18 protein-coding genes and 1 pseudogene are annotated in these 17,882 nt (G+C 70.6%); 11 read left to right on the top strand and 8 right to left on the bottom strand.

What is annotated here, in order from left to right:
* Nucleotide 1: 1 nt before the first annotated feature.
* A complete protein-coding gene (locus AB0B68_RS15865) occupies nt 2-250 on the bottom strand; it encodes a DUF2630 family protein (protein ID WP_091403743.1) in 249 nt (82 codons plus the stop codon).
* Between the two features lie 442 nt (nt 251-692).
* Here AB0B68_RS15865 and AB0B68_RS15860 point away from each other — a divergent pair, with 442 nt between their 5' ends.
* The 9 genes from AB0B68_RS15860 to AB0B68_RS15820 all read left to right on the top strand — a co-directional run bounded on the left by AB0B68_RS15860 (nt 693) and on the right by AB0B68_RS15820 (nt 10,413).
* Nucleotides 693-2,030 (top strand): cytochrome P450, encoded by a 1,338-nt coding sequence (locus AB0B68_RS15860; RefSeq protein ID WP_357204182.1) that lies wholly within the window; start codon nt 693-695, stop codon nt 2,028-2,030.
* Complete coding sequence (locus tag AB0B68_RS15855) at nt 2,027-2,944, top strand: terpene synthase family protein (protein WP_357204175.1); 918 nt, start codon at nt 2,027-2,029, stop codon at nt 2,942-2,944. Before AB0B68_RS15860 ends, AB0B68_RS15855 begins: the two co-directional genes overlap by 4 nt.
* Complete coding sequence (locus AB0B68_RS15850) at nt 2,937-4,553, top strand: prenyltransferase/squalene oxidase repeat-containing protein (protein WP_357260553.1); 1,617 nt, start codon at nt 2,937-2,939, stop codon at nt 4,551-4,553. The genes AB0B68_RS15855 and AB0B68_RS15850 overlap by 8 nt, the downstream gene beginning before the upstream one ends.
* A 123-nt stretch (nt 4,554-4,676) precedes the next feature.
* On the top strand, nt 4,677-7,238 hold the full coding sequence (locus AB0B68_RS15845; RefSeq protein WP_357260550.1) for a nitrate- and nitrite sensing domain-containing protein: 2,562 nt from the start codon (nt 4,677-4,679) through the stop codon (nt 7,236-7,238).
* An 81-nt stretch (nt 7,239-7,319) separates the two neighbouring features.
* Nucleotides 7,320-7,742, top strand: a complete 423-nt coding sequence (locus AB0B68_RS15840) for a roadblock/LC7 domain-containing protein (protein WP_091403761.1) — start codon at nt 7,320-7,322, stop codon at nt 7,740-7,742.
* A 5-nt stretch (nt 7,743-7,747) separates the two neighbouring features.
* A complete protein-coding gene (locus tag AB0B68_RS15835; RefSeq protein ID WP_030337267.1) occupies nt 7,748-8,134 on the top strand; it encodes a DUF742 domain-containing protein in 387 nt (128 codons plus the stop codon).
* Complete coding sequence (locus AB0B68_RS15830) at nt 8,115-8,726, top strand: ATP/GTP-binding protein (RefSeq protein WP_355009975.1); 612 nt, start codon at nt 8,115-8,117, stop codon at nt 8,724-8,726. Before AB0B68_RS15835 ends, AB0B68_RS15830 begins: the two co-directional genes overlap by 20 nt.
* A 95-nt stretch (nt 8,727-8,821) precedes the next feature.
* Complete coding sequence (locus tag AB0B68_RS15825; RefSeq protein WP_357207438.1) at nt 8,822-9,148, top strand: YciI family protein; 327 nt, start codon at nt 8,822-8,824, stop codon at nt 9,146-9,148.
* 5 nt (nt 9,149-9,153) lie between these two features.
* Nucleotides 9,154-10,413, top strand: coding sequence for a sigma-70 family RNA polymerase sigma factor (locus tag AB0B68_RS15820; protein WP_357260547.1), 1,260 nt, complete (start codon nt 9,154-9,156; stop codon nt 10,411-10,413).
* A gap of 11 nt (nt 10,414-10,424) precedes the next feature.
* Here the strand turns inward: AB0B68_RS15820 and AB0B68_RS15815 are convergent.
* From AB0B68_RS15815 to AB0B68_RS15800, 4 genes and pseudogenes are all read right to left on the bottom strand, one after another.
* Nucleotides 10,425-10,538: pseudogene (locus AB0B68_RS15815) on the bottom strand (DUF397 domain-containing protein); the annotation flags it as partial.
* Between the two features lie 19 nt (nt 10,539-10,557).
* Complete coding sequence (locus tag AB0B68_RS15810; protein WP_357260544.1) at nt 10,558-10,932, bottom strand: type II toxin-antitoxin system VapC family toxin; 375 nt, start codon at nt 10,930-10,932, stop codon at nt 10,558-10,560.
* Nucleotides 10,929-11,186 (bottom strand): type II toxin-antitoxin system prevent-host-death family antitoxin, encoded by a 258-nt coding sequence (locus tag AB0B68_RS15805; protein ID WP_357260541.1) that lies wholly within the window; start codon nt 11,184-11,186, stop codon nt 10,929-10,931. Before AB0B68_RS15805 ends, AB0B68_RS15810 begins: the two co-directional genes overlap by 4 nt.
* Nucleotides 11,187-11,410: 224 nt before the next feature.
* Nucleotides 11,411-14,263 carry an aconitate hydratase gene (locus AB0B68_RS15800; RefSeq protein WP_357260538.1) on the bottom strand — a complete coding sequence of 951 codons (2,853 nt, stop codon included), beginning with the start codon at nt 14,261-14,263 and terminating at the stop codon, nt 11,411-11,413.
* 159 nt (nt 14,264-14,422) lie between these two features.
* Here AB0B68_RS15800 and AB0B68_RS15795 point away from each other — a divergent pair, with 159 nt between their 5' ends.
* Together AB0B68_RS15795 and AB0B68_RS15790 are read left to right on the top strand one after the other, a co-directional pair.
* On the top strand, nt 14,423-14,782 hold the full coding sequence (locus AB0B68_RS15795; protein ID WP_357207433.1) for a glyoxalase: 360 nt from the start codon (nt 14,423-14,425) through the stop codon (nt 14,780-14,782).
* A gap of 116 nt (nt 14,783-14,898) precedes the next feature.
* Nucleotides 14,899-15,600 (top strand): DedA family protein, encoded by a 702-nt coding sequence (locus AB0B68_RS15790; protein WP_357260535.1) that lies wholly within the window; start codon nt 14,899-14,901, stop codon nt 15,598-15,600.
* A 67-nt stretch (nt 15,601-15,667) separates the two neighbouring features.
* Here AB0B68_RS15790 and AB0B68_RS15785 read toward each other — a convergent pair whose 3' ends face one another.
* From AB0B68_RS15785 to AB0B68_RS15775, 3 genes are all read right to left on the bottom strand, one after another.
* On the bottom strand, nt 15,668-16,327 hold the full coding sequence (locus AB0B68_RS15785) for a C39 family peptidase (RefSeq protein ID WP_357260532.1): 660 nt from the start codon (nt 16,325-16,327) through the stop codon (nt 15,668-15,670).
* Between the two features lie 575 nt (nt 16,328-16,902).
* Complete coding sequence (locus AB0B68_RS15780) at nt 16,903-17,625, bottom strand: hypothetical protein (protein ID WP_357260529.1); 723 nt, start codon at nt 17,623-17,625, stop codon at nt 16,903-16,905.
* Nucleotides 17,626-17,690: 65 nt separating this feature from the next.
* On the bottom strand, nt 17,691-17,879 hold the full coding sequence (locus AB0B68_RS15775) for a hypothetical protein (protein WP_238671532.1): 189 nt from the start codon (nt 17,877-17,879) through the stop codon (nt 17,691-17,693).
* Nucleotides 17,880-17,882 lie beyond the last annotated feature (3 nt).

The raw sequence follows: 17,882 nt of genomic DNA, 5'->3' as shown, positions 1-17,882 counted from the left end.
GCTATTGCAGGTAGCGCTCCACCTCGGGCTTGGGGCGTTCGCCCTGGGCGTCCGGGTCGCCGTGGGTCTCCCGGGCGGCCCGTCGGCGGCGTAGCAGGTCCCAGCACTGGTCGAGGGACTCCTCCAGGGCGCGCAGCCGCTCGCTGGCCTCGCCCTCGGTGCCCGACTCGTGGGCCTGGGCGTCGGCGCGCAGCTTGTGTTCCTCGTCGACCAGCTCGGAGATCCGGTTCAGGATGGTCTTGTCGTCCATGCCACAGAGCCTGGCACAGGGTGCCGGGCGTCGCCCGGATTCGGGGGTACCGGTGCGTCCCGGATCACCGACCCGCATCGGTCGGCCCGCCGTCGCCCTGGCGGAGAGGTGGCAGCCCGGCCGGCGGGATGCGGCCAGCTTCCGCCCGTCGTGGTGGCGGGGTCGGCCACCCGGCGGGTGCGACTCCTGAATATCCATTCTGGATTTGCTCGACGTAGGACATCGATGATTGTGCGTTCGCTTAGATGGAAATTGCGCTGTCCGCAAGTCTGGAGGTGCCCCCCGTTTGGTGAGATGCTTCCGGCGGCCCATAAGGTGAAAGTTTCATCAACCTGACCGACCGAAGTAGACAGTCGCGGTCGTCGGGACGACGAGGAGACGTGGTTCGATGTCGCAGGTGTCCGAGACGCGTCCCGTCACCGTCAGCGCCGAGCCCCGGACGATCCCGCTACGACGCGTTCTCCCGGCACTGGCCCGCGATCCGCTGGGCGCACTCGTCGACTTCGCGCAGGACGCCGGCGGTGACGTCGTCCGGCTCAACCTCGGCTCGTTCCGCCCCTATCTGGTCAGCCACCCTGAGCACCTGCAACGCATTCTGCGGGACAACGTTGCCAACTACACCCGGGACGGCGACGGGTTGCTCTGGCGCCCCGTACGCCGAATAGTCGGCGACGCCATCCTGGTCGCCGAGGGTGAGATCTGGGAATCCAGCCGAGGCGCGCTGCAACCGTTGTTCACCGCCAAGCGGGCCGAGATGCTCGTCGACAGGATGGCCGAGGCGATCAACGAGGCGGTCGACGAGTGGCTCGAACCGGCCCGCGCCGGTCGCCCGATCGACGGCGGAGCCGAACTGACCCGGATCGTCCTGCGCACCACAATGCGGGTGCTCTTCGCCGACCGGATCTCGGTGCCCGACGCGCTGCGGATCAGCGCCGCACTGGACACCGTCACCACCGCGATGCTCCCCCGACTGCTGATGCCCGTCGTGCCGTACGCGGTACCGATGCCCGGCGACCGGCGCTTCCGCGAGGCGGTGCGCACCATCGACGAGGTGGTGCTGCCGATCATCCGGGAGGCCCGGGCCCATCCCACCGACGGCGAGGACATCATCTCGACGCTCTGCCGGCCGCGCGCCGACGGCAGCGAGCCCGACGAGTACGCGATCCGCGGCGACGTGGTCGCGATGTTCTCCACCGCCACCGAGACCACGATCGCCCTGCTCTCCTGGCTCTGGCCGGTGCTCGGGTCCCGGCCCGACGTGGCCGAGCGAATGACCGACGAGATCGAGCGGGTGGTCGGCGCCGAACGGGTCGGACGCGAGCACCTGCCCCAACTGCGCTACGGCCGGATGGTGCTCGACGAGATGCTGCGGCTCTACCCGGCCGGCTGGATGATCCCGCGCACCGCGGTCGGCGACGACGTGCTGGGCGGGGTGCGGGTCAAGGCCGGCGGCACCGTGCTGGTCAGCCCGTACGTGACCCAGCGGATGTCGACCTTCTGGACCGACCCGACACTCTTCGACCCGGAGCGGTTCGCGCCGGAGCTGCCCCGGCGCCGTTACCGCTACTCCTACTTCCCGTTCGGCGGGGGCCCGCACCAGTGCCTCGGTCAGTACCTGTTCCTGCTGGAGGCCCAGCTCATCGTCAGCACCGTGCTGAGCCGCTACCGCTTCCGGCTGCGCGAACCGGTCGATCTCACCCCCCGGATGGGCGCCTCGCTGCAACCCAAGCAACGGGCCGAACTCATCCTCACCCCGGTCGAGCGCCCGGCCGCATCGTGACGGGGACCCCGCGACCGGCGCGGGCCGGTCAGGACGCGGTCGCCGAGCAGGGCCGGGTGTGCGCACTCGCCGTACGGGGCGTACGCGACCTTCAGACCGTCACCGCCGCCCATCCCGAGCTGTTCGACGCCGCGCCGTTCGACCCGGCACTGCTCAGTTCGGTGGCCACGGCCATCGCCTTCACCGCGCCGTGGCACACCGCCGCCGAACTGCGGATCACCACCCGTACCCTGCTCTGGGTCTTCGCCGCCGACTGGCAGGTCGACTACCTCGCCCGGTCCGTGGACGACGTCCGGGAGGTCGTGAATGACTGCCTGGCGGTGGCCGACGGCGCCGCGCCGCCACCCGGGCGGCACCTGGCCCGACTGCTGGCCGACCTGCGCGACGAGCTGACCACCGTGCCGGCGTTCACCCGGCGGCGCCCGATCTGGCGTGACGAGCTGGCCCGGATGCTCGACGCCGTGGCGCGGGAGTGGGACTGGAAGAACCTGCCGACCGACCCGACCACCGGGCGACGCCTGCCGGACCTGGACCGCTACCTGGACAACGCGGACAACCTGGCCTGCTCCTTCGTCAACGCCACCCACTGGATCGCGACCGGTGACGACCGGACACTTGCCCAGTTGACCGACCTGCTGGACGCCGGACGTGGCGTGCAGCGGGTGCTGCGGTTGGTCAACGACCTCGCCACACAGACACGTGACGCCGAGTGGGGTGACCTGAACGCCCTCTCGCTCGTCGACGACCCGGCGCAGGTGCACGACCGGCTGGCCGAGCTGACCGCCCGCTCCCGGGGAGACCTGGCCGCCCTCGCCGAGCGGTGCCCCCGTCAGGCGGACTACCTCAACCGGCAGATCTCCTTCACCGGCGGCTTCTACCAACTGTCGGACTTCTGGGGACTGCGCGATGAGTGACTGTGGCACCCGCTTCCTCGCCGACGCGGCGACGACCACCGAACCGGTCGCCGACGCCGCCCGCGAGCTGGTCGCCGGCCTCGGCCTGCGGCCGTGGGGGGAGGTCGCCGCGTCCGTGTACGAGACGGGGCGGCTGGTCGCCGTCGCCCCCTGGCTGACCGGGCACCACCAACGGATCGCGTTCCTGGTGCGCACCCAGCGCCCGGACGGGGCGTGGGGCCCACCCGAGGGGTACGCCCTGGTGCCGACGCTGAGCGCCACCGACGCGCTGCTCGCCGTGTTGTCCGACGGCAGGGCCGGGACGGAGCTGCTCGCCCCGGTGGCCCGTGGGCTCCGCGCGCTCGTCGAGACGCTGCTCCGCGCGGACGCCCGGACCCTGCCGGACACCCCCGCGCTGGACCTCATCGTTCCGGCGCTGGTCGACACGATCAATGGCCGGCTCGCCGGGCTGAAAGGAGCCGCCGCCGACCGACTGGACCGCGCGCCACTGCCGCTCCCGGCCGGGCTGAACCGGGACCGGCTGCGCGCGGTGCGGTCCGCGGTGGCCGCCGGAGCGGCGCTGCCGCCCAAGTTGGCCCACTTCTACGAGATCCTGGACGCGGCACCCCCCGAGGCTGGCCCCACGCTCACCGCGGTCGGCGCTTCACCCGCCGCGACCGCGGCCTGGCTGAGCGTCGCCGGCCCGGCTGCCGGCCCCGCCGCGTACGCCTTCCTGCGGGCGTTGATCCGCGACGGAGGCGGCCCGGTGCCCTGCCCGGCACCGATCACCGTCTTCGAGCGCGCCTGGGTGCTGAGCGGTCTGCACCGGGCCGGGTTCACGGTCGACCCGCCGGACTCGGTCCTGGAGAGCCTGACCGCTGCCACCGCCGGCCAGGGCATCGCCACCGGCGACGGCCTGCCGACCGACGCCGACACCACGGCGGTCTCCCTCGACGCGTTGGCCCGACTCGGCCGTCCGGCGGACCCGGCCAGCCTGTGGGTGTACGAGACGGCTGACGGCTTCTGCACCTGGCCGGGGGAGGACGGTTTCTCGGTCACCACGAACGCCCACGTGCTGGACGCTTTCGGTCAGTACGTGAGCCGGTACCCGGATGCGGACGGTCGCTACCACCGGGCGGTCGACCGGCTGAGCGCGGTGCTGACCGGGCGTCAACGCGCGGACGGCGCCTGGCAGGACAGATGGCACGCCTCGCCGTTCTACGCCACCGCGTGCTGCGTGCTGGCACTTGCCGAGTTCGGGCGGGGCGCGGCTGCCGCCGAGGCGGTGGATCGGGCAGCCGCCTGGGTGCTGGACAGCCAGCGCGCGGACGGCTCGTGGGGGCGGTGGGACGGCACCGCCGAGGAGACCGCGTACGCCCTCCAGGTGCTGTTGACGGTGCCGACGACGGTGCCCCGGGTCGACGCGGCCGTGGCGCGCGGGCACGCCTACCTGCACGAATCCGCCGCACGGGAGCACCCTCCACTGTGGTACGGCAAGGAGCTGTACTGTCCGACAGTCATCGTTCGCGCCGCGGTGCTCGCCGCCTGCCGACTGGCCGGCATCCGTGCCTCCGGGGTGGACCGATCGGTGGTGGATTGCGGTTACCAGTCAACAAAAACAGCGACTTGAGGGGTTGTGTGGACACTGCTAGCGTACGCAGAGCCTCAGCCCGGATGCCCCGCTGTGGTGGGACGTCGCCCCCTCTGATCATTCGTTGATGAGCTGAGTCAACGCCCGGCCTGGGACGGTTCAATGCGTTCTCGCGGTACGAGTATCCGCACCAAGGTTGTCGCCCTGCTGCTCTCCCTGGTCGCGCTCTGGATGTTCGCGGCGTGGGTGACCCTGCGTGACGGCTTCAATCTCCTCGGTATCCAGTTGCTCAACAGCAAGATCTACACGCCCAGCGAGCCGCTGCTGCAGGAACTCCAGGTGGAGCGGCGGTTGACCCAGGCGTACCTGAGCAATCCCGAGGCCGCGCAGCGGACGGCCCTTGAGGCCGAACACCTCAAGACCACGCAGTTGGCCGGCGCCTTCGCCGACTCGGTGCGCCACTGGCAGGTCGACATGGCCGGCAGTTCCGCACTGGACAACCAGCTCCGTATGACGATCGCCCAGGTCGACACGTTGAAGCAGACCCGCGCCGAGGTGCTCGACCGCAAGATCGATCGGATCGCCGCCGCCGAGGCGTACACCGGCGCGATCGAATCGATCTTCCAGATCTACGACGTGACAGGCAGCCTGGACGACAAGCAGATCGCCAGCGAGGCCGCCGCCCTCATCCAGCTCAACCGGATGAAGGAGCTGGTCTCGCAGGAGGACGCACTGCTCAGCGGCCTCTTCGGCAACGGGCGGATGAGCGGTGCCGAGTACGCCCGCTACGTCGCGCTGGTCGGCGCGGAGCGGTTCATCGGTGAGGAGACCCGGGTCCGGCTCGCCGACGCCGACCAGCGCCGCTACCAGCAGCTCGTCGAGGGTGAGGCGTTCACCCGACTGCGCGCCGTGCAGGACAGCATCATCCGCGAGGGCCGGCCGTCGACGCAGCTACCGGTCGGCGCCGAGCAGTGGCGCGGCACCGTGGAACCCGCGCTGGCCGAGATCAACGACGTCGTGATCGACGGCGGTGAGGGCGTCGTGGACCGGGCCACCGGCGTCGCCGTGATGGTCGTCGTCCGGCTGGTGCTCGCCACCGGTCTGGGCCTGCTCGCCGTCATCGCCTCCGTCGTCGTCTCCATCACCACCGCGCGGAACCTGCTGCGCCAGCTGGAGCGGCTGCGACAGGCCGCCTGGCAGCTCGCCGACGAGCGGCTCCCCCGGGTGGTGGACCGGCTCGGGCGCGGCGAGGAGGTCGACGTGGCCACCGAGGCGCCCCCGCTGGAGTTCGGCACCGACGAGATCGGTCAGGTCGGTAAGGCGTTCAACGCCGTTCAGGAGACCGCCCTGCGCACCGCCGTCGAGCAGGCCGACCTGCGTCGCAACGTCCGCGAGGTCTTCCTGAGCCTGGCCCGACGCACGCAGGCGCTCGTCCACCGTCAGCTCACCCTGCTCGACGCGATGGAACGCCGCGAGCACGACGCGGAGGAGCTGGAGGACCTGTTCCGGGTCGACCACCTCGCCACCCGGATGCGGCGCAACGCGGAAAACCTGATCGTGCTCTCCGGCTCCACCCCTGGTCGGGCCTGGCGGCGCAACGTCCCGATGGTCGACGTGGTGCGCGGCGCCGTGGCCGAGGTGGAGGACTACACCCGGGTCAACGTGCTGCCGCTGGGTCCTGTCTCGCTCGCCGGCCGCGCGGTCGGCGACGTCATCCACCTGCTCGCCGAGCTGATCGAGAACGGCCTGTCGTTCTCCCCGCCCCACACGACGGTCGAGGTCCGCGGCCAACTGGTCTCCAACGGCTTCGCCATCGAGATCGAGGACCGTGGCCTCGGCATGAGCGAGGAGGACCTGGCCGCGGCGAACCACCGCATCGTCGACCAGTCCGAGCTGAACCTCGCCAACGCCGCCCGCCTCGGGCTCTACGTGGTGAGCCGGCTGACCGAACGGCACGGCGTGCGGGTACGGCTCAAGGAGTCCGCGTACGGCGGCACCACCGCTGTCGTGCTGATCCCGCTGGAGCTGGTCACCGAGGCCGACGCCTCTCCGGAGGACTCCGGCTCGTTCCGGACCGGATCGGCCATCCCGATGCCGCCGGCACCCGCCACGGACACCGGCCGTACGACCCCCCTCGCACCGGTCGCGCTCGCCGCACCGACGACCACCACGTCGGAGGTGGCGGTGACCTCGGCGGCGCCGAATCCAGCCGACACCACCGCGCCGACGACGGACGGGGAGGCCGAGGCGGACACCGTTCTCCCCACCCGGCAGCGGACCACCCCGGCGACCAGCGCCCCCGACCTGCCCACCCGCGCCCGGCGCGGGCCCGCTCAGCCGGCCTTGGAAGCCCCGACAGTGCCCACCGGGCTGCCCGCTGTCGACACCACCCGCCCGGAGGCCCCCGGCGAAGAGGCGGCCCCGGCCGGCGACGGTGGGCCGGCGCCCGCCAGCGCCGATGCGGAGCGGACCGACTCCGGCCTGCCCGTCCGGGTCCGACAGGCGAACATCGTTCCCGAGTTGCGAGACGACCCGGCGGTGTCCGAAACCGACGACGAGGATGTGGTGCGCCCACCGGAGCAGGTTCGCCGGATGATGAGCTCCTACCAGACCGGCACCCGGCGTGGGCGGACCGACGCGGCGCGGCTGCTCGGCGGCGCCTCCGGCGCACCGGTGACGACGACGCCGTCCGAGCCGGCCGACGAGGATCCACAAGCGACCTGACCGAGCACCGACGACGCGCGGTGTGACGGTCGAGCCCCAGACGAACAACGGCACACAGCCGGGCGAGAAGAGGACGACGAAGTGACCCAGAAGACGGCTTCGAGCGCCGACCTGACGTGGTTGCTGGATGACCTGGTGGGCCGGGTGAAGCAGGCCGAACACGCGGTCGCGCTCTCCACCGACGGCCTCCTGATGGCCTCCTCGCAGGGGTTGAGCCGGGACGACGGTGAGCACCTCGCTGCGATGGCGGCCGGCATCCAGAGCCTCGCGCGGGGCGCCGGCAAGCGTTTCGGTGGCGGGCAGGTGCAACAGACCATCATCGAGATGCAGTCGTCGTTCCTGTTCGTCACCGCGGCGGGCCGCAACGCCTGCCTGGCGGTACTGGCCAGCGAGGACGCCGACGTCGGCCTGATCGCCTACGAGATGGCGATGCTGGTCACCCGGGTCGGCAAGTACGTCGCATCACCGTCGCGCGGCACTGATCAGCAGGTCGGCGAGAGGTAGCGGCGATGACGGTCCAGGGGGAGTCCGCAGACCATCAGTGGGTGGATGACCACGCGGGTCCGGTGGTGCGTCCGTACGCGGTGACGCGTGGTCGGGCCCGCCCGGTCACCGGCACATTCGACCTGATCTCCCTGGTCACGGCGACCCGAGCCGAGGTCACGCCCGAGGTCGGTCTCGGTCCCGAGCACTTGGCGATCGTCGGGCTGTGCCAACGCATACAGTCCGTCGCCGAGATCGCCGCCCATCTCGACCTGCCGGTGGGCACCATCAGGGTGCTCCTCGGTGATCTGGCGGCCCGCAGCCTGGTGCAGGTCCGCGAGCCACAGACCACGGCCGGTCTTCCCGACAACAGCATCTTCGAGGCGGTAATCAATGGACTACGGGCACTCTGACCGGCCGGCGGGAGCGACGCCACTGCCCACCGCGATCAAGATCCTGGTCGCGGGCGGCTTCGGCGTGGGCAAGACGACGATGGTCGGCGCGGTCAGCGAAACCCGGCCGTTGCGCACCGAGGAGGTGCTGACGGAGTCGGGGGTCGGCATCGACGACCTGTCCGGGGTGGAGAGCAAGACCACCACCACCGTGGCCATGGACTTCGGCCGGATCACCATCAGCGACGACCTGGTGCTGTACCTGTTCGGTACGCCGGGGCAGGACCGGTTCTGGTTCGTCTGGGACGAGTTGGCGTTGGGGGCGATCGGCGCGGTGGTGCTGGCCGACACCCGCCGGCTCGCCGACTGCTTCCCCTCGATCGACTACTTCGAGGGTCGGGGCACGCCCTTCGTGGTGGCGGTGAACTGCTTCCAGGACGCCCGGAAGTACCGGCTCGACGAGGTGCAGGCCGCGCTGAACCTGGACCCGGGTGTGCCGGTGCTGCTCTGCGACGCCCGGCAGCGTGAGTCCAGCAAGGAGGTGCTCGTCACGCTGATGGAGCACGCCATGAAGACCCGCGAGGCCCGCCGCCGCGCCGCCAGCGGAGACTGACCGGAATTTTTCGGGGGAGGGTGTCCGGAACGCTCCCGGCCGATCGTCATGCTGGCGACACCCCGAGAAACCAAGGGAGCGATCAGATGAAGTACATGATGTTCGTTTGCAGCGACACCGAGCCGGACACCGACCCCACCGAGCTTCCCGACATCGACAAGTGGGTGGCGGAGAACGACTCTCGTGGCCGCCGCCTGACCGGCAACGTACTGGGGCCGACCAGCGCGGCCACCACCGTCCGCGTTCGCGACGGCGAGCTGCTCGTCTCCGAGGGGCCGTTCGCGGAGACCGCCGAGGTGATCGTGGGCTTCGACCTGCTCGACTGCGCCGACCTGGACGAGGCGATCGAGGTGGCTCGCACCCACCCGATGGCCCGTGAGGGGCGACTGGAACTGCGTCCGTTCGCGGACCTGTCCGACTGACGAGGTTGTCCACCCCGCCGCGCCGGCCGGTGCGCATCCCGGCACCGTCCGACGCGGCGGCGGCGGAGGCCGTCGCGGTCGCCGGCGTCGAGGCGTACCCCCGGATCGTCGCGACCCTCATCCGGGTCACCGGGGACTGGGCGTTGGCCGAGGACTGCGCCCAGGAGTCGTTGACCGTCGCGCTGGAACGTTGGCCCACCGACGGTGTGCCGACCAACCCGGGCGGCTGGCTCATGACCGTGGCGCGCAACCGGGCGATCGACGTGCTGCGCCGGGCCACAGTGGAGCGGCGCAAGCTGCACGACCTGGCGTTGCTCACGCCCGACGACGCGCACCCCGAGCCCGAGGTGGGGCAGGACGTGGTGGACGACCGGTTGCGTCTCATCTTCACCTGCTGCCATCCGGCGCTCGCGATCGAGGCCCGGGTGGCGTTGACGCTGCGAACGGTCTGCGGCGTGCCAACCGCTGACATCGCCCGCCTGCTGCTGGTCAGCGAGTCGACGATGACCCGCCGGTTGACCCGGGCGCGCACCCGCATCGCCCAGGCCGGCATCCCGTACCGGGTGCCGAACGGGCCGGCGCTGACCGAGCGGCTGCCCGGCGTCCTCGCCGTGCTGTACCTGCTGTTCACCAGGGGCTACGTCGCCGACGGTGAACCGGCCTTCGCCGACGAGGCGGTCCGGCTGGCCCGGCTGCTGGACCGGCTGATGCCACACCAGTCCGAGGTCGCCGCGCTGCTGGCGCTGCTGCTGTTCCAACACTCCCGTCGGGACGCCCGCCGCGACGCCGCCGGCAACCTGCTCACCCTGCAACGGCAGGACCGCGACCGGTGGGACCGCGCCGCCATCGCCGAGGGCCTGACCGCCCTCGATCGGGTACGCCAGGACGGGCCGTACGCGTGGCAGGCCCGGATCGCCGCCTGCCACGCCACCGCCGCCTCGGCCGACGAGACCGACTGGCCGACGATCGCGCGGGCCTACGACGCGCTCGCCGAGCTGCGCCCCTCACCGGTGATCGCGCTCAACCGGGCGGTAGCGCACGGCTATGCGTACGGACCGGCCGCCGGGTTGATCCTGCTCGACGCGGCCCGCGCCGGAGGCAGGCTGGACGACCATCCGCTCGCCGTGGCGGTGCAGGCCGATCTGGTGGCCCGGCAGGGCGACCGGAGACGCGCGGCAGGACTGTTCCGGGAGGCGGCAGCAGCGGTGGGCTCGACCGCCGAGCGCCGTGCGCTGCTCGACCGGGCCGACGAACTCGACCGGTAGGGCAACGGGGGTCAGCCGCCCTTGGCCAGCACCAGGAACCGGGCCCAGGCCGCCGGGCCGAAGGCGAGCGCCGGACCGGCCGGGTCCTTCGAGTCAAGTACGCCGATGACGCCCGCGATTACCCCGTCCGCGAGCGGATGGAAGTCACGCCACCAGGATCGATACGTCGTACTTCTGGATGCGGTCGTCGCGGGTGACCAGGGTCAGACCTTCGTGCACGGCCTGTGCGACAAGCATCCGGTCGAAGGGATCCCGGTGGATCGCCGGCAGTCGACCAGCTGTGATTGCGTGATCGTAGCGGATCGGGAGTTCTCGCAATTCGGCGTCGCGGATCCGTTCGGCCAGGTCGACTGGGCCGGGCAACTTGCCCAGTGACTGTTTGATCGCAACCTCCCACAGCGTGACCGGGCTCAGGTACACATCGGGTTCGGTGTCGATGCGGTCCTTGATGTCCGTGCCGAGGACCGGGTCGTCGGTCAGCCACCAGAGCACCACGTGCGTGTCGAGCAAGAGCCTCATCCGGGCATTCCGAACTCGCGAGCAACCTCGTCGTTGACCTCGTCGGAATCCCAGTCACCGCTGAGATCCAGCGCACCGCGCAGAGACCCGCGACCGGTCCGTGTTGTTCGACGAAGAGGGATCACCTTGGCGACCGGGTTGCCAGCCCGGCTGATCACGATCTCCTCGCCGTGCTCGACCCGTTCGATGATGCGTGACAGGTTCGTCTTCGCATCATGGATGTTGAACTGCGCCGCAGCTTCACCGGCCACCATGCACCTCCTTAGCTAAGAGGTTAGCCCGTATCGAGGCCCGGTACGAGGAGCGACCCGGGAACGACGCAGGGTCCCTGCGACGGCGGTTACGGGGTTACGCGTGCCGCGCCGTGGATGACGCGGTAGCCGAGCGACTACGGGCGCTCTGACAGCGAGCCTTCCTCGGCTGGAACGGCGAAGGCCGCCCCCGCCGGAGCGGGAGCGGCCTTCCACCAGTCGGTACGTCAGTTGGCGATCATGCGGCGCAGCACGTACTGCAGGATGCCGCCGTGCCGGTAGTAGTCCGCCTCACCGGGGGTGTCGATCCGCACCACGGCGTCGAACTCCACGCCGGTGTCGGTGCTGACCTGCACGGTGCTCGGGGTGTCACCGTCGTTCAGGGCGGTCACCCCGGTGATGGTGAACGTCTCGCTGCCGGTCAGGCCGAGCGACTCGGCGGTGACGTCCACCGGGAACTGGAGCGGCAGTACGCCCATCCCGATCAGGTTGGAGCGGTGGATCCGCTCGTACGACTCGGCGATGACCGCCCGGACGCCCAGCAGCATCGTGCCCTTGGCCGCCCAGTCCCGCGACGAGCCCGAGCCGTACTCCTTGCCGGCCAGGATGACCAGCGGGATGCCGGCCTCCTGGTAGGCCATCGAGGCGTCGTAGATCGAGGTCTGCTCGCCGGTGAGGTGGTTGACGGTGAAGCCACCCTCCACCCCGGGCACCAGCTGGTTGCGCAGCCGGATGTTGGCGAAGGTGCCCCGGATCATCACCTCGTGGTTACCCCGGCGGGAACCGTACGAGTTGAACTCGTGGCGCGGCACACCGTGCTCGGCCAGGTACGTGCCAGCCGGGGAGTCCGCCTTGATCGCGCCGGCCGGCGAGATGTGGTCGGTGGTCACCGAGTCACCCAGCTTGGCCAGCACCCGTGCGGCGGAGATGTCGACGACCGGGCTCGGCTCCTGCTGCATGCCCTCGAAGTACGGGGGCTTACGCACGTAGGTGGAGTCGTTCTCCCAGGCGAAGGTGTCGCCGGTCGGGGTCGGCAGCGACTGCCACCGCTCGTCGCCGGCGAAGACATCGGCGTACGCGGCGCTGAAACCGGTGGCGCCGATCGCCTGGGCGATGACGTCCTGGATCTCGGCGCTGTTCGGCCAGATCTCGCGCAGGTAGACCGGGTTGCCCTCGGAGTCCTCACCGATCGGCTCGTTGGCTAGGTCGATGTCCATGGTGCCGGCCAGGGCGTAGGCGACCACCAGCGGCGGCGACGCCAGGTAGTTCATCTTGACGTCCGGGTTGATCCGGCCCTCGAAGTTCCGGTTGCCCGAGAGCACCGAGACGACCGACAGGTCGTGCTCGTTGACCGCGGCGGACACCTCCTCGGGCAGCGGGCCCGAGTTGCCGATGCACGTGGTGCAGCCGTAGCCGACCAGGTTGAAGCCGAGCTTGTCCAGGTACGGGGTGAGGCCGGCGCGCTCGTAGTAGTCCATGACGACCTTCGACCCGGGCGCCAGGGTGGTCTTCACCCACGGCTTGCGGGACAGGCCCTTCTCCACCGCGTTGCGGGCCAGCAGCGCGGCACCGATCATCACCTGCGGGTTGGACGTGTTGGTGCAGGAGGTGATCGCTGCGATCACCACTGCGCCGTGGTCCAGCTCGTACTCCACGCCGTCGCTGCCCGTGACCCGGACCGGGTTACTGGCCCGGCCGCCCGCGCCAACCGCCGCGGTCTCCAGGTCACGCGGCTCGTCGGCCGGGTCGCTGAACTCGTTGGCCGGCGGGTCGCTGGCCGGGAAGGACTCGGCGCTGGCCTCGTCGGCCGGACCGTTGGCGCCGCGCGGCAGCTCCTCGCGGGGGACACCCGGCTTGAGGTCGCGCTCACCGACGGAGTCGTCGGCAACGTAGTCGGTCAACGCGGAGCGGAACAGCGTCTTGGCGCTGCCCAGCGGCACCCGGTCCTGCGGGCGCTTCGGGCCGGCGAGCGACGGCTCGATGGTGCCGAGATCCAGCTCCAGGCGCTCGGAGTAGTCCGGCTCGGCGTCCGGGTCGTGCCAGAGACCCTGCTCCTTGGCGTACGCCTCGACGAGCGCGACCTGCGCGGCGTCCCGGCCGGTCAGCTCCAGGTAGCGGATCGTCTCCGCGTCGATCGGGAAGATCGCGACGGTGGAGCCGTACTCCGGGGACATGTTGCCGATGGTGGCCCGGTTGGCCAGCGGCACCGCGCTCACGCCGGGGCCGTAGAACTCGACGAACTTGCCGACGACACCGTGCTTGCGCAGCATCTCGGTGATGGTCAGCACCAGGTCGGTGGCGGTGGTGCCGGCCGGCATCTCCCCGGAGAGCTTGAAACCCACCACCCGGGGGATCAGCATGCTGACCGGCTGGCCGAGCATCGCGGCCTCAGCCTCGATGCCGCCGACGCCCCAGCCCAGCACGCCCAGGCCGTTGACCATCGTGGTGTGCGAGTCGGTGCCGACCACCGTGTCCGGGTACGCCTGGCCGTTGCGCTCCATGATGGTGCGGGCCAGGTACTCGATGTTGACCTGGTGCACGATGCCGGTGCCCGGCGGGACGACCTTGAACTCGTTGAACGCGGTCTGACCCCAGCGCAGGAACTGGTAGCGCTCCTTGTTGCGCTCGTACTCCAGCTCGACGTTGCGGGCGAACGCGTCCTCGCGGCCGAACAGGTCGGCGATGACCGAGTGGTCGATGACCAGCTCGGCCGGGGCGAGGGGGTTGACCTTGGTGGCGTCGCCGCCCAGGTCACGTACTGCCTCGCGCATGGTGGCCAGGTCGACCACGCAGGGCACGCCGGTGAAGTCCTGCATCAGGACCCGCGCCGGGGTGAACTGGATCTCCACGCTCGGGGCGGCGGTGGAGTCCCACCCGCCGAGCTGGCGGATGTGGTCGGCGGTGATGTTCGCGCCGTCCTCGGTCCGCAGCAGGTTCTCCAGCAGGATCTTCAGGCTGTACGGCAACCGTGCGTGGCCGTCCACCTTGTCGATCTTGAAAATCTCGTAGCTCGCGTCTCCGACGCGTAGCTGGGTCTTCGCACCGAAGGTGTCGAGGCTCGCCACGTCGTACTCCTTCACACCAGCGACCGTGAGTAGTCCTGAGCAGTCTGTCGCACCGGCCGGGGTGCCGCCGAGGTTAGGTGACACTTACCGCCCGATTCCGCTTCCAACAAAACCGTACGTCCGTCTTGCTATATGTGCAAGCGAGTGCCAGGGTTCGAGACAGGAGGTGCCGCAATGATCCACCACGTACTGCTGGCCTGTCCGCGCGGCACCGAGGAGGTCTCGCGCGCCTTCTACGCTGGCCTGCTCGGCCTGGTCGAGAAACCCAAACCCCCGGCCCTCGCCGCCCGCGGCGGTTGCTGGTTCATCGGGTACGACGCCGAACTGCACCTCGGCGTCGAAGACGACTTCCGCCCCGCCCGCAAGGCACACCCTGCCCTGCTCCGCCCCGACCTCGACATGCTTGCCGGTCGGCTGCTCGACGCCGGGTACGACGTCGTCTGGGGCGACGACGAGCTGCCCGGGATGCGCCGCTTCCATACTCACGACCCGCACGGCAACCGGCTGGAGTTCGTCGCCCCGCTCGCCGGCTGACGCCAGCCCTCGAGCCCCGCGGTTAAGGGTTGGATGGAGGCTGGGCGGTGTCCGCGAGCACGCCGGTTCACCAGGTCCCAGGGTAGGGTCGGAGGCCGGATCGGAAGGGGTGCCGAGTGGTCGACGTCCAGCACTGGCTCTCGGCCCTGCCTCCGGGCGTGGTCTACCTCATCGTCGCCGGCGTGATCGGCGTCGAGAGCATGGGTGTCCCGCTGCCCGGAGAGATCGTGCTCGTCAGCTCCGCCCTGCTCGCCGCCACCGGAGTGGTGGAGCCGGAGTGGGTGGCCAGCGCCGCGGCGTTCGGCGCCATCGTCGGCGACTCCGTCGGGTACGCCGTCGGCCGACGCGGCGGTCGCCCTCTCCTCGCTCGACTGGGCAGACGGTTCCCCAAACACCTGGGCCCGGCGCAACTCGCCCGTGCCGAACAGAGCTTCGCGCGGCACGGCGTCTGGGCGGTCTTCTTCGGTCGGTTCGTGGCACTGCTGCGGATCCTCGCCGGGCCGCTCGCCGGTGCGCTGCACGTGCCGTACCGCCGCTTCCTCCTGGCGAACGCGGCCGGCGGCTTGGTCTGGGCCTTCGGCACGACGTACCTGCTCTACTCGGTCGGCAAGGCCGCCGAACACTGGCTGAAGGACATCTCCTGGGCCGGGTTGGTCCTCGCGGTGCTCGCCGGGCTCGGCAGCACCTGGTGGCTGCGCCGCCGTGCCCACCGCGTCACGTCGACCGACAGCGCGCCCGGCGTGGAGGTGGCCTCCGACGGTCAGTCGGCTGCGGTGGCCTCCGACGTCGATCCGGTCCGCGCGGGCAACGAGCACTGATCTTTGACTGGTCATGCCGAAGGGCCGGACCCTCGTGGGGTCCGGCCCTTCGGTCTTGTGGTGTGGGTCAGCTGGTGGCGTAGCCGCGGGTGGCGATCCAGTCGGCGAGGTGTTCGACGCTGATCTGGTAGGCGGCCTGGTTGGGGTCGGCGGAGTCGGCGATGGTGACGGTGCTGCCGTTGTCTCGGTAGCCGACGACGCTGATGTAGTGCCCGCCTTCGTAGGAGTGGCTCACACCGTTGGTGTCGGTGCTGGTCCCGGCGATGTTCGCGACCACGGCCCTACCGTCGTCGACCGTCTTGACGATGTCGGCGCGCAGTTGGTCGGTCTGCTTGGCATCGGCGTCGGGGGTGCTGATTTCGACGGACCGGTAGGCGTCGTTCTTGCCGGTTTCCTTGTTCAGCACGGGGGTGATGTCGTTGATGGAGTTGGTGCCGGCCTCGGTGGTGCCCATCTCCTTGGCCATGTCATCAACGTTGATGTTCTTACCCTGCACACTCAGGGCGTTACGGGTCGCGGCGGGCCCGCAGTAGTAGAAGTTCGGCTGGGCTTCGTAGCGCACACCGAGCTCCCGCTCGCCGTGGCCCTTGCGGTCGGTCTGCGTCTGGGTGGCCGGCTTCGCATCGGACATGGCGTAGGCGGCGGTCACGGGGCCGGCGATGGCGCCGCCGGTGAACGCGAGGCCGGCGGCGGTCAGGGCGGTCTTACGAATCAGATCGGTACGCATGATGGCGTGCTCCTCTGCCTCGGGGGGATGCCCACACCACACCAGGGGGGATGGTGGTGGGGGGAAGTTCGTGCCCGGCGACCCGCAACGAGGGGGTCGGCGTCGGGACGGGGTGTAACCGGTGCCGGTGGCGGATCATTCCGCCTGCCTGCGGGGGTCGGCCGTTGTGGTGCTCGGCCGTTCGGGGGTGTAACCGGGGCGGCCTGTCGGGTGTTCCCGGCGGCTGTTCCGGCCGTTGTGGTGCTCGGCCGTTCGGGGGTGTAACCGAGGCGGCCTGCCAGGTGTTCCCGGGGCCGCTGCCCGCGCCCTACGACTCGACGGTCGCGGTGGTCTGCCAGGTATAACGACCCGGCCCGGCCCACGATTCCGCCGACGGGGTGGCCCCGACCACCCGACATTCGCCCCGAACCCGACAAACCACCCGAACCGCCACCCTACCGAACCCGACACGGCGGCCAAAACCCCATGATCTACTCTGGTTCCCTGAAAACGCGGTGTCCCGGTGGCGGAGACCCCACGACATCACGGAACCCGAGTCGATCATGCCGCCCTGCATCGTTACCGGGTGGAGGTGGTCAGGTTGCGTCGAGCAGTTCCAGGACGGCGTCGCGGGCGGCCAGGACGGCTGCCTCGGATTGCGGGCCGTGGTTGAGGATCTCGAAGGAGTGCTGCCCGTCCGGCACCTCGATCACCTGCATCGGCCAGCCCTTTGCGGCCGCCGCGGGGAGGAACGCGTCGATGCCGGCCAGGACCGGCGGGATGTCCTGACCGGCGCGGGTCAGCACCAGTGGCACGCCGGTGCCGGAGCTGAGTGCCTCGACCGGCAGGAACCGGGCGTCGACCTCCCAGCCGGGGAACGGAACGAGCAGCGGGTACGTCAGTGCGATCCCGCGTAGCCAGGCCGGTGGGACACGCAGCCAGTCGGCCGCGAAGAGGCCGCCGCCGGAGAAGAACCACAGCACCACCCGCTCGGGGTCGACCCGCGGATCGGCGCGGACCTGCTCGACCATGGCGGCGATGTCGTCGGCCGCGGCGGGCAGCGCGGACAGGTCGGACACCTGGTAGCTGACCAGCGCGGTGACGACGCCGCTCGCGGCGAGCAGCGCGCCGTAGCCGCGGTAGAGCAACCAGTCGCGAGGATCGGGCGCGTCGGGTGGCAGCGGAGCGCCGTGCACCACCACGACGGCCGGCGCGCGACCGGTGTGGGTGGGCAGGTGCAGGTCGACGTTGCCGTGTCGTTCGACCGGGGCGGCCGGGATGGACAGGACGAAGGGCCGCTGTGCGACGGGCGTCGTCATGGCCTCATCGTATCGATCATCGACCTGCCCGGCTGCCCCAACGATGATCTACAGAGGACGGTGGGTCAGGTCGGGTCACCGGGTTTCGCGGCGTCGCTGGCCTGGGCGTGCCGCTCCAGCAGCCGCTGCCGGATCTCCTCCGGGGTGTACGCGCGCCGACGCCGTTCGGCCCGGGCGATGACCACGCCGGAGGCCGCGACACCGGCGAGCCCGGCCAGCCCGAGAACCTTCCACCACCGCATTCGTTGCCGCATCGG

This window comes from Micromonospora sp. NPDC049049, assembly GCF_040649115.1.
GTDB lineage: Bacteria > Actinomycetota > Actinomycetes > Mycobacteriales > Micromonosporaceae > Micromonospora.
Note: the sequence above shows the minus strand (reverse complement) of the source record. Positions and strands in the feature narration are given on the sequence as shown.

Excerpts from the sequence above, each read along its gene's own strand:
- AB0B68_RS15865 (WP_091403743.1), bottom strand. The coding sequence starts at position 250 with ATGGACGACAAGACCATCCTGAACCGGATCTCCGAGCTGGTCGACGAG.
- AB0B68_RS15850 (WP_357260553.1), top strand. The coding sequence starts at position 2,937 with ATGAGTGACTGTGGCACCCGCTTCCTCGCCGACGCGGCGACGACCACC.
- AB0B68_RS15845 (WP_357260550.1), top strand. The coding sequence starts at position 4,677 with ATGCGTTCTCGCGGTACGAGTATCCGCACCAAGGTTGTCGCCCTGCTG.
- AB0B68_RS15835 (WP_030337267.1), top strand. The coding sequence starts at position 7,748 with ATGACGGTCCAGGGGGAGTCCGCAGACCATCAGTGGGTGGATGACCAC.
- AB0B68_RS15830 (WP_355009975.1), top strand. The coding sequence starts at position 8,115 with ATGGACTACGGGCACTCTGACCGGCCGGCGGGAGCGACGCCACTGCCC.
- AB0B68_RS15825 (WP_357207438.1), top strand. The coding sequence starts at position 8,822 with ATGATGTTCGTTTGCAGCGACACCGAGCCGGACACCGACCCCACCGAG.
- AB0B68_RS15810 (WP_357260544.1), bottom strand. The coding sequence starts at position 10,932 with ATGAGGCTCTTGCTCGACACGCACGTGGTGCTCTGGTGGCTGACCGAC.
- AB0B68_RS15805 (WP_357260541.1), bottom strand. The coding sequence starts at position 11,186 with ATGGTGGCCGGTGAAGCTGCGGCGCAGTTCAACATCCATGATGCGAAG.
- AB0B68_RS15795 (WP_357207433.1), top strand. The coding sequence starts at position 14,423 with ATGATCCACCACGTACTGCTGGCCTGTCCGCGCGGCACCGAGGAGGTC.
- AB0B68_RS15785 (WP_357260532.1), bottom strand. The coding sequence starts at position 16,327 with ATGCGTACCGATCTGATTCGTAAGACCGCCCTGACCGCCGCCGGCCTC.
- AB0B68_RS15780 (WP_357260529.1), bottom strand. The coding sequence starts at position 17,625 with ATGACGACGCCCGTCGCACAGCGGCCCTTCGTCCTGTCCATCCCGGCC.
- AB0B68_RS15775 (WP_238671532.1), bottom strand. The coding sequence starts at position 17,879 with ATGCGGCAACGAATGCGGTGGTGGAAGGTTCTCGGGCTGGCCGGGCTC.